The 10,992-nt window shown below is 47.2% G+C and carries 10 protein-coding genes; 6 read left to right on the top strand and 4 right to left on the bottom strand.

Annotated elements, in window-relative coordinates; translation table 11 throughout:
• On the top strand, positions 1–315 hold a 315-nt coding region (locus tag B0181_RS08795), incomplete at its 5' end, for an IS1595 family transposase (RefSeq protein ID WP_143821595.1).
• Between the two features lie 165 nt (positions 316–480).
• Here the strand turns inward: B0181_RS08795 and recN are convergent.
• Positions 481–2,163, bottom strand: a complete 1,683-nt coding sequence (gene recN / locus B0181_RS08790) for a DNA repair protein RecN (protein WP_078277138.1) — start codon at positions 2,161–2,163, stop codon at positions 481–483.
• Between the two features lie 292 nt (positions 2,164–2,455).
• Here recN and B0181_RS08785 point away from each other — a divergent pair, with 292 nt between their 5' ends.
• The 5 genes from B0181_RS08785 (at position 2,456) to B0181_RS08765 (ending at position 6,933) form a co-directional block, all read left to right on the top strand.
• Entirely contained in the window at positions 2,456–2,992 is a 537-nt protein-coding gene (locus tag B0181_RS08785; protein ID WP_078277137.1) for a hypothetical protein, read from the top strand.
• A 10-nt stretch (positions 2,993–3,002) separates the two neighbouring features.
• Complete coding sequence (locus B0181_RS08780; protein ID WP_078277136.1) at positions 3,003–4,286, top strand: replication-associated recombination protein A; 1,284 nt, start codon at positions 3,003–3,005, stop codon at positions 4,284–4,286.
• 139 nt (positions 4,287–4,425) lie between these two features.
• The gene (locus B0181_RS08775; protein ID WP_078277135.1) at positions 4,426–5,067 is read left to right on the top strand and encodes an HI_0552 family protein; all 642 of its coding nucleotides are present in this window, start codon (positions 4,426–4,428) and stop codon (positions 5,065–5,067) included.
• Between the two features lie 229 nt (positions 5,068–5,296).
• Entirely contained in the window at positions 5,297–6,403 is a 1,107-nt protein-coding gene (gene ribBA / locus B0181_RS08770) for a bifunctional 3,4-dihydroxy-2-butanone-4-phosphate synthase/GTP cyclohydrolase II (RefSeq protein ID WP_078277134.1), read from the top strand.
• Positions 6,404–6,699: 296 nt separating this feature from the next.
• Complete coding sequence (locus tag B0181_RS08765) at positions 6,700–6,933, top strand: GlsB/YeaQ/YmgE family stress response membrane protein (RefSeq protein ID WP_078277133.1); 234 nt, start codon at positions 6,700–6,702, stop codon at positions 6,931–6,933.
• Between the two features lie 202 nt (positions 6,934–7,135).
• On the opposite strand, the gene B0181_RS08760 is transcribed toward B0181_RS08765, so the two are convergent.
• The 3 genes from B0181_RS08760 to thrC all read right to left on the bottom strand — a co-directional run bounded on the left by B0181_RS08760 (position 7,136) and on the right by thrC (position 10,805).
• The gene (locus tag B0181_RS08760; RefSeq protein ID WP_245953234.1) at positions 7,136–7,867 is read right to left on the bottom strand and encodes an L-threonylcarbamoyladenylate synthase; all 732 of its coding nucleotides are present in this window, start codon (positions 7,865–7,867) and stop codon (positions 7,136–7,138) included.
• Positions 7,854–9,092, bottom strand: a complete 1,239-nt coding sequence (dprA, locus tag B0181_RS08755; protein WP_078277132.1) for a DNA-processing protein DprA — start codon at positions 9,090–9,092, stop codon at positions 7,854–7,856. The genes B0181_RS08760 and dprA overlap by 14 nt, the downstream gene beginning before the upstream one ends.
• Positions 9,093–9,389: 297 nt before the next feature.
• Positions 9,390–10,805 carry a threonine synthase gene (gene thrC / locus B0181_RS08750; protein ID WP_078277131.1) on the bottom strand — a complete coding sequence of 472 codons (1,416 nt, stop codon included), beginning with the start codon at positions 10,803–10,805 and terminating at the stop codon, positions 9,390–9,392.
• Between the last annotated feature and the right edge of the window lie 187 nt (positions 10,806–10,992).

Genomic DNA, 10,992 nt, shown 5'->3' with positions numbered 1-10,992 from the left:
CCCATTATTCGTGAGCAAGTGAAGCCTGATAGTATTGTTTACACTGATTTCTACAAAAGTTATGATGTGCTAGATGTCAGTGAATTTAGTCATTTTCGCATCAATCACAGCACACACTTTGCAGAAAAACACAATCATATTAACGGAATTGAGAACTTTTGGAGTCAAGCAAAACGTCATTTACGCAAGTTTAATGGCATTCCCAAAGAGCATTTTGAGCTTTATTTAAAGGAATGCGAATGGCGTTTTAATCACAGTGACTTAAAAACTCAAATTTCCATTTTAAAACAATTAGTTAGGGAGCGTTTGTTCTAGTTATCTAGGACAGCCCCTTATTTTAAGTCTTTAAAATGTTTTAAAATTATTGGCGATCACCAAATCAAACCACGGTCAAACCGACAAGCCAAACTCTCAAATGGCAACACCAAACGGCTTTGTGGCATTGATGATTTCTAGCAACCAATCGGTTTGTTTGGCAGCTTATTTAGCACCTTGAGCGATGTCATTAAGCAAGCTACGCGCGTGCGCACGCGTGGCGTCCGTGATATGCACGCCGCCAGACATACGCGCCAGCTCGTCCACGCGCGCTTCATCAGTGATGATGGTCAAAGAACTTGTGGTCTGCTCGCCATGTTCTTTATGCACCAAAATATGGCGGTGCGCAGCGGCTGCCACTTGCGCTTGGTGCGTGATGGCAAGCAACTGCTGATGTTCGCCAAGATTTCGCAAAAGCTCACCCACCACTTGCGCTGTGCCACCAGAAATCCCCACGTCCACTTCGTCAAACACCAAAGTTGGGCGTGCTTGCTGCTTATTGTTGGTCGTCATCACTTGCATCACCAGCGCAATGCGTGAAAGCTCACCACCAGACGCCACCTTGTGCAGCGGTTGCGCTGGCATGCCCACGTTTGCACTAAACAGCAACGCCACGTCGTGCAAGCCGTGCTGATTGTACTGCTCGCTCATTTTTTGGCTGAATGTAAACTCGCAGCGTGCGTTTGGCAATGCCAATGGCGACAACAAAAGCTCCAGCGTCTCACAAATTTTGGGAGCGGCACGCTTACGAGCAGCGTCAAGCTCACGCGCAGCATTCAAATACTGCTCATAACTTTCGGCAACTTTCGCTTCTAACACGTCATCATCAGGCAAAGCCAGCAGCTCGTCAAGCTCACTTTGCCAGTGCTTGGCTTCCAGCAGCATTTCGCCAATCGGCGTGTGATATTTGCCCGACAAACGATGCGCAAGGCTGATAAGTTCGTTCAATTCATTAAGCCTTGCTTCGTCTGGCAAAGACTGCTCGGCATAGTCCGCCAAAAGCCCCGCCGCTTCGTTAATCTGCTCGCTTGCCACCGCCAAAAGATTGGCACATTCACCAAAAACTTTACTTTTATCGCTGTGGCTGTCGCACGCCTTGATAGCACGCGCCAAAAGGCTTGACACGCTTGGCGCATCGCCATCGCTGTCTAAATAAGTACAAGCCTGCACCGCTTCGGTCATCAGGCTTTCAAGGTTTGACAGCTCGTCATATTCGCTTTCCACATCGTCAAAATTCACCGCAAGCAGCGGCTGAATGTCGGCAACTTTCGCACTCAATAACGCAATACGATCAGCACGTTTGGTGGCTTGATTTTTGGCGTCTAAGGCTTGTTTTTTCAGCGTTTGCCATGTGTGGTGCGCTTGCTTGGTGGCGGTTTTTAGTGCGCCAAGATTGCCCACGGTGTCCAGCCAATCCACGACAAATTGCGGCTTTAATAGCTCAAGCCCTGAGTGCTGCGAATGGATATTCACCAAAATCGCACCCAAAGATTTTAGCTCGCTGATACTGGCTGGCACGCCGTTAATCCACGATTTCGAGCGCCCTTGCTGGCTGATTTTGCGGCGAATGAGCAGCGTATCTTCGTCCAATTCTCTATCATGCTCGGCAAACCACGCCGCCACCGCTTCGTTGCCTGCGATGTCAAATTCACCAAAAACGCTGGCTTCATCGGTGCCGTGGCGCACAATGCCAGAATCGGCTCGCTCGCCTGTGCATAAAGATAATGCGTCTAAAATCAATGACTTACCTGCGCCAGTTTCGCCCGTGATGACATTAAAACGAGCATCAAAGCCCACTTCATAATGGTCAATCAGCGCAAGATTGTTTAAAGTTAAAGACACAAGCATAGGCATTTTCCAAGACTTTTATCAATAAAATCATCGCTCAAAGTGCACAAACGCAAAACGATGAATAAACCTACCATCATAATGAATTTACCAACTTTTCGCAATATTTTTCACCGCTTTGGCAATAATGGGGGCGTGTGCGGCGATTTTCTAGAGTGAATATTTGCGCCTACCGCCAAAACGATGATTTGGTATAAAACCTTATCATACACCATCACAAACGACTGTCAGCCCTTGATTTTAAAGCCATTCGCCCCAAAATACACCTAAACGCTCATCAATCCGCCCAATCATGATTTTTGGTTTGTTGCCGCCGCTAAAATTACCTTGGTTTATTAAGAAATTCTTAAAAAATAAACCGACCATTCGCCATTTGACCGCAGGCGAAATCACGCTTGCTCGCTCGGTTTTTGGTGTGCTGATGAATTATGAAAAAGTGCGCATCGTCAATTATCCTTATCTGCCGTGGCAAACGGACGATGTGCTGATTGCGCCAAACGGCTGGGTTTTTGTGAGTGATAAGCACTACCAAGACGACTTTAGCCAGTGCGGCGCACGCTATGCGCAGGTTTTTATTCATGAGATGACGCACGTTTTTCAATACCAACAAGGCATCAATGTGCTGTGGCGTGGTGCGTGGTTGCAAAGTTTGCATTATTTAAGTTTTCTTAAATATAATCCGTATCATTACCGCCTTGATGAAACGAAAAATTTTTGGGAATATAACATTGAACAACAAGGCAAAATCTGCGAAGATATTTATCTAGGCAAAATCAAAAACATCGTCTGCGCACACCGCAAACAGTCGCCCAAAACCCACCAATCATAACGGACACACCATGACCCACACTCCCCTTGCCGAACGTATGCGCCCAGCCAAATTAAGCGATGTCATTGGGCAGACGCACCTGCTTGGGCAAAACGCACCGCTTGCCAATATGATTGCGCATGGGCAACTGCCAAGCCTGATTTTACATGGCGAAGCGGGCATCGGCAAGACCACCATCGCGCGGCTTTTGGCAGACGCTGTGGGACGAGAATTTCACCTATTATCTGCGCTGAATTTGACGGTCAAAGAACTGCGCGAACTCATTGATGGCGGTGCGACTGACGGCTTAAATTTTGGCGCGCCTGTGCTGTTCATTGACGAAATTCACCGTTTTAATAAAGCCCAGCAAGACGCACTGCTTGGCGCGGTGGAAGCAGGGCAAATTACCCTGATTGGCGCAACCACCGAAAATCCATCGTTCAGCGTGAATAATGCACTGCTCTCACGCTGTCAAGTGTACCGCTTACAGCCGCTCAGCGATGACGAAATCGTACAAGTTTTAATGCGTGCGCTGCGCCAAGATGGCGAACTTGCACGGCAAAACATCACACTGACCGAGCCGCTTGCCATCGCCAAGCTGGTTAATGGAGATGCTCGTAAGGCATTGAATTTATTAGAAATTGCCGCTCAAAACGCCAAAACAGACGGCACGCAGCGCATCATTGACACAGACGTCATTGAAAACATCGCCCAGACGCTGCTGCCACGCTACGACAAAGATGGCGATATGCACTACGACATCATCTCAGCGATGATTAAATCCATTCGTGGCTCGGACGCAGACGCCGCTTTGTACTGGATGGCACGCATGTTGGTGGCTGGCGAACCGCCTGAATTCATCGCCAGACGCCTTGTAATTGCCGCCAGCGAAGACATCGGACTTGCCAATCCAAATGCGCTGCTGCTTGCGGACGCCGCCTTGCGCTCAGTCAAGCTCATCGGTATGCCAGAAGCACGCATTATCCTTGGGCAAGTGGTGGTGTATTTGGCAAATTCCCCCAAATCAAACACCGCTTATAACGCCATCAATCAAGCCATGGCAGCCGCCAAAGCCGACCACGCCGCCGTGCCGCTGCACCTGCGCAATGGCGTAACCAAGCTCATGAAGCAAGACGGCTACGGCGCAGGCTACATCTATCCGCACGACTATCCAAACCACTACCACCCGCAGCAATACTTGCCAGACAGCCTAATGGGCGTGCAGTTTTACCATTATGGCGACAATCAAAAAGAGCAAGCCAGCAAAGCCTACATGGGTTGGCTTAAAGGTAATGTTTCACATGAAACATCATGAAACGGTTTTTTAACTCCATGACAAACACTCATCAATGCCAATTTACCACTGCAATTTAACCGACCGATTTAACCGACTAATTTGTCCGACTTATTATTAAGAAAAACTAAAAAATTATCCAGAATTTAAACCCATCGCCATGCTAAAATCCGCCCACGCCACCACGCTCATCAAGCCTTATTCACAAATCAAAGATTTAAAGCTGCACCACGCTGAGCAGCTTGACGACATCAAAGAAAGTCATCGCCACATTTGGCAGATTTTCAAGGCTTTTAATGCGGCTGTACTTCAAAAACTGCCTGCCGACTTTGCCAAACCGCACGTCCAAAATTGGTGTAACGGCTGGGAAATTCGCCGCCATTTGTTCGCCTATTATAAGTACGACAAATACCTTGGCAATGCGCCCATCATCAGCGTGATTTTAAACCGCCAGCGCCTTATCATCGCGCTGACATGGCACCGCTACAAAGCAAAAATCTCACAAACACCGCTGTCCGCCTTTAACGAATGGCTGAACGAAATTGATTTGGACGATTTTTCGGACTTTTATTTTTGGCACAGCAGCATCAATGAATACCAAGATTTTACGCCTATAAACGCCCTAGATTATGACAAACTTTCGCTGGCGGACGGTGAATTTTATCGCTTGGGCAAGTTTATTGACAAGGCGGATTTAGACGCATTTACCGATGATGATTTGGTGGATTGGGCGGCACAAACCATTTGCCAGCTTGCCAAGGCGTATGAATTTTGTCATGGCAAGGGCGCAAATAACAGTTAAATACAAACCACAGCCAACAAAACTGTGGTTAATTTAGAATTACCAAATGCAAACACCAGCTTTATAGCAAGTTTTATCATCGGTTTTGTGGTAAAATTTCTTTATAATTGACAAACCAACCCCATATAAAGAGCAATGCTTGCTCAATAACACTTTAGCAATCAATAAAATTTTAAAATTCTGCATTAAAATCAAATACTTAAACTTATCCTGATAATTAGGAATTCTCATGGCACTAAATACCGCCCAAGAAATTATTGACGACATTAAAGCTGGCAAAATGGTCATTTTGATGGACGATGAAGACCGCGAAAACGAAGGCGACATCGTCATGGCAGCAACGCACGTTACGCCTGCCGCCATCAATTTTATGATTACCCACGCACGCGGTCTTGTGTGCCTGACGCTGTCAGAAGCTCGCTGTAAGCAGCTTGAGCTGCCGCTGATGAGCGATAAAAATGGCGCAAAATTCAGCACCAATTTCACGCTGTCCATTGAAGCTGCCGAAGGCGTAACCACAGGTATTTCAGCGGCGGATCGTGCGCGCACCGTGCAGGCGGCAGTTGCGCCATTTGCCAAGCCGTCCGACATCGTACAGCCGGGGCATATTTTCCCCATCATGGCAAAAAAAGGTGGCGTGCTGCACCGCGCAGGGCATACCGAAGCAGGCTGCGACTTGGCACGCCTAGCTGGGCTTGAGCCTGCGGCGGTGATTTGCGAAATCATCAAGCCTGATGGAGAGATGGCAAGACGTGATGACTTGGAAATTTTCGCCAAAGAACACGGACTAAAAATTGGTACAATCGCCGATTTGATTCATTATCGCATGACCAATGAGCAAACTGTAGAGCTGATTGACAGCAGCGAATTTGAAAGCGAATTTGGCACATTCGCCCTGCACCGCTTTAAAGAATATGGCGCAAACGAAACGCACATCGCACTGGTAAAAGGCGAGCCAAAAAATGGCGTGGCAACCGTGCGTGTACACAGCCTAAACCCACTAAAAGATTTGTTCGCCGCCACCGAAAACGAGACAGGCAAAGGTGGCTGGAATGTGCGCTCTGCTTTGCAAGAAATCGCCAAAAGCGAGCAGGGTGTGTTTGTGTGGATTGACAATGGCCGTGCAGTAGACGTCTCAGCCGCGCTGGATAAAAGCAAAAAATCTGGCAGCATTCACGAGACAAGCGAGCCGTATCGCAGCATTGGCGTGGGTGCACAAATCCTAAAACAGCTTGGCGTGACGGATATGCGCCTACTGTCCAGCCCTGCCAAATTTAACGTGTCTGGCTTTGATTTGAACATCGTAGAATCAGTTGCCGCACCAAAATCAGCATGATTTGTTAAGACTTTAGGTAAGCAAACTTAAATAAATCATCAAATAAAGCAACCAGTTACCATTATTGGAAACTGGTTGCTTTTTTATTTTATGATTGATGATGAGTTGTCAATAAGTTGTCAAAATCAAAACGCTTATTCGTAAAACCATTTGAATAAATCAAAAGAGCTCTACATTTTACTTACACAGCTGTTACACTGATAACGTTTTTGGCATGGAAAGCCTTGCGTACAGTCTTTATAACGAAATCAGTTTTTAAGATTTTAGACATCAATTTGTACAATATGGAGAGTATTATGATTTCAGCAATCGTGATTGGCTTGCTTGTTGGTTTGGTTGCGCGCGCCATTAAGCCCGGTGCCGACAGCATGGGCTGGATTATGACCATCATTTTAGGCATTGTTGGTTCATTTGTGGGCGGGTTTTTATTCGGCGCAGACAAGACAGGATTTTGGGGTTTTGCCACATCGGTGATTGGCACAATCATCGTGCTGTTTGTTTACGAATTTATCAGAAGCCGCAGCCGTTGATTGCATGGCGGCAATCCTGATTTAAGTTTGGTGGAATTGACAACTGATTGTCATACTTTTTAAAGATGACAACTTATTGTCAAATATTCTCATCAGCTCGCTAAAATCAACCCACTAAAAATCGCTCATTTTGGGCGATTTCTTGTTTCATGTGGAACTTATCCAAAGAAATCTCGCTATTTATCAGATGATATTTTAACATTCACCGTAAAACTTCATCAGTTAAAAGATTGACGATTTGACTGGGTTTGTCAAAGCCTAAATTTTGCGCCAACAAATAGCCCACGTCATCATAAAAATAGCTTGCTGCCTGCTCAAAGTTCATTGCTGGCTCACAGCCTGACGGATTGCAGCTGGTAGAAACCAAAAATCCATAAGGATTATGCGCACTTTTTAAGCCTTCGCACAGTTTTTGTAATATGGGGTGCGGTGTGATTCTCACCGCCAAGCTGTCAAATTGTCCCGTCAGCCAAGACGGAATGCCAGCTGCAGCCGCCACAGGCACAAGCCACGTCTTAGCCTGCACCGCCTGCCCATCATGGCGCACGACATTATCAGCCGCTCGAGCAATCAGCTGCTGCTGCTCATCGTCTGGCAAATCAGCAAGCAAGGGTTTTAGCACATCAGCATGGTTTGCCAGCACGATGACGCCTTTTTCTTCTGGACGGTTTTTAATGCGCAAAATTTCTCGCACCGCCTGCTCACAAAAAGCATCGCAGCCCAAGCCCCACACGCTCTCGCTTGGGTAAGCCAGCACACCGCCTGATTGTAAATATTGCACCGCTTTATCAAGTTGTTCCACATGAAACATATGTGAAAACTGCCGCTCATCGCTCAAGCTGCCTGCCTTGTCAGCGCTTGCACTGGTGCTCATATCAGCGGTGTTTTCATTGACAGTATTTTGCCCATTTTTTGGCATATTATAAGCGCACATAACGACCCCCTTGCTGAGCAATCACACCCAAAATCTCAAGCTCTATCAGCTGCGCCAGCAAACTGCCTGTATCCAAGCCTGTCATTTCCACCAAAGTATCCAAATCCACCGCCGTTTGATTCACGCATCCAAACACCGCCAGCAAATGCTCTGGTACGGTTTGCGGTGATACAGATGAAATTTCAGAATTGATATTAACTTGTTGATTTTTAATGGTATTTTTATCAAAATTGCTTGATAGCTTAGTTTGCGTAGCAGTAAACCCCTCATCACCATAAGCCGACACACCTTGAGAAAAGGTTTTTGGCAAGGCGTTAAAAGTGTGCGCCGAAGCAATCTCATCAATGATGTGATTTGGGTGATAAATCAGCGTTGCGCCTTCACGAATCAGATGATGACAGCCTTCAGCGTTGGCGTTATCAATGCGGCTTGGCACAGCAAACACCTGCTTGCCTTGCTCAGCTGCCAGACGTGCGGTGATGAGCGAGCCGCTTTGTAGTGCCGCTTCGGTTACAACGGTCGCAAGCGATAAGCCTGCGACAAGGCGATTGCGGCGTGGAAAAGTGTGCTTACTCGCTGGCGTACCCGGCAAAAGCTCGCTGACAATGCAGCCACCATCATTGATGATTTGCGCAAATAATGCGTGATGATTTTTAGGATAGCACACATCAATGCCCGTGCCAGCCACGCCCACTGTGCGCCCAGCCAGTGCGGCACTTTGCGCCAGCGCGCCCAAATGCGCACTTTTATCCACGCCCTGCGCCAAGCCACTGGTGATGGTGTAGCCTGATTGCACCAAATATTGCGCCAAATCAAAGGTGATTTTCTCGGCATATTCGCTTGGCTTACGACTACCGACAATCGCAATCTGCCGCTCACTTAGGCGCGCCACATTGCCACGATAAAACAGCACAGGCGGCGGATCGTAAATCTCATCAAGCGCATCAGGATAAGCCGCATCGCCTTGATACAGCGCACCATATGCACCGCGCGCCACGTCATTTTGCACCTTATCCACAAACGCCAGCACATCTTGCGCATCCTGATAACGCCCAATGTGTGCCTTATGCAAAGACAGTGCCTGCCATGCCGACACGTCCGCCTCCAATGCCTGCTCAGCACCGCCAAACGATTCTATCAGCTTATAATACGACTGCAAAGACGTATTGACAATGTACCACAGCGCCAGCGTTTTTGTGTGTGCGTCCAAAGTTTGATAAGACATAACTCAATCCAAAAATCACCAATTCGCCAAGCCGATTTTTAAATCAACTTGCCAAACCAAGTGATTTACAATCATTCCATTTAACAACCATTCCATTTAACAATCAATCCACTCAAAGCGATTTAAACCACCAAAAATCATCATAGCCCACGCCAAAATCCGCCAAAAATAAGACTAACCACCAAAAAACAAGACGCACTCATTGGCGCGTCTTATTCATCATAAATTTCAAGCGGTTGGCTGTTTTGTCAATCTTATAAATGACAATAAAACAGCGCAACGCATGATAAACGCCAATCAAGCCGCGCGGACGTGCTTGGCAATCAAATCCGCCACCAATTTTGCGTCATTGTCAAGCACGGTAACGAACTGCGGCTTATCTTCAATGCCAACGGTATGGGCAGGGCGCGGCAAATCCATCTCGCCCACTGCTTCGGTGATGGTGTCTTTGAATTTAATCGGCAAGGCAGTTTCCGCCACGACAATAATTTCGCCTGCTTGCTGTACATCGCGCGCCACTTTCACGCCATCAGCGGTGTGCGGGTCAATCAGACGCTTGGTCTCGTCATGCACTTTTTTGATGGTGGCAAGGCGGTCGGCGTGCGTGGATTTGCCAGCGACAAACCCGTATTTTTCATGAATGTCCGCCAATTTATCCGACAAATCAAAGCCAGCACCAGCTTTTACTTGATTGAAAAGCTCGCTCACTTTCTCGCCATCACGCTCAAGCAATGTGAAAATAAAACGCTCAAAGTTGGACGCTTTTGAGATGTCCATAGACGGGCTTGACGTTACATAAGTGTTTGCTGATGTGCGTGGGGCGTAGTTGCCTGTGGCAAAAAATTCGTTCAGCACGTCGTTTTCGTTGGTCGCCACAATCAAGCGATTGAGCGGCAAGCCCATCATGCGTGCGATGTGCGCCGCACAGACGTTGCCGAAGTTGCCAGATGGCACGCACACGCTTACTTTTTCGTCATTGCTGCTGGTGGCGGCAAAATAGCCTTTAAAATAGTACACGATTTGCGCCAAAATGCGCCCCCAGTTGATGGAGTTCACCGTACCTAGGCTGTATTTTTGCTTGAATGCCTTATCTTCTTGCAAGGCTTTGACGATGTCTTGGCAGTCGTCAAACATGCCTTCAATGGCGATGTTATGAATGTTTTTGTCGTCCAAGCTGTACATTTGCGCACGCTGAAACTCACTCATCTTGCCGTGTGGCGACATCATAAACACTTCAATATTCGCCTTGCCACGCAGCGCATATTCCGCCGCAGAGCCTGTGTCGCCAGACGTTGCACCGATGATGGTCAGGCGCTCGCCTTTTTTGGCAAGTACATATTCAAAGGCATTGCCCAAAAATTGCATCGCCATGTCTTTAAAGGCAAGTGTCGGGCCGTTTGACAGCTCAAGTAAGTACAAATCGTCATAAATCTTGCTTACAGGCGTGATTTCATCGCTGTTAAAAGTCGCCTTGGTGTAAGTCTTGTCAATCAGCGCGCGCAAATCATCGGCAGGAATGTCGGTGGCAAACAAGCTTATGATGGCAAAAGCAAGCTCGGTGTAGCTCAGTGTGCGCCAGTGATCCAGCGTGGCACGGTCAATCACAGGATAAACTTCTGGCAACATAAGACCGCCATCAGGCGCAAGCCCCATCAAAAGAACGTCGCTAAATTGCATTTTTGGCGTATTGCCACGAGTGCTGATGTAGTGCATAAATTTCCTAAAATTATCAATAAAACCATCAAGTTACCGCGCTCAAATTCTTATAATCCAACGAATCAAAACCGAGCGCTCATTCATCAAATTAGTCGTATCATACCAAAATATGAGCAATTTGGCACGTTACAATTCATCTTTTTGCGCCATTTTTAACCATTTTTAGCGGTATCTTTGGCAGTGT

It is taken from the genome of Moraxella caviae, assembly GCF_002014985.1.
GTDB classification, from domain to species: domain Bacteria; phylum Pseudomonadota; class Gammaproteobacteria; order Pseudomonadales; family Moraxellaceae; genus Moraxella; species Moraxella caviae.
The sequence above is the reverse complement of the archived record's forward strand: the minus strand, read 5'-3'. Positions and strand labels throughout refer to the sequence as shown.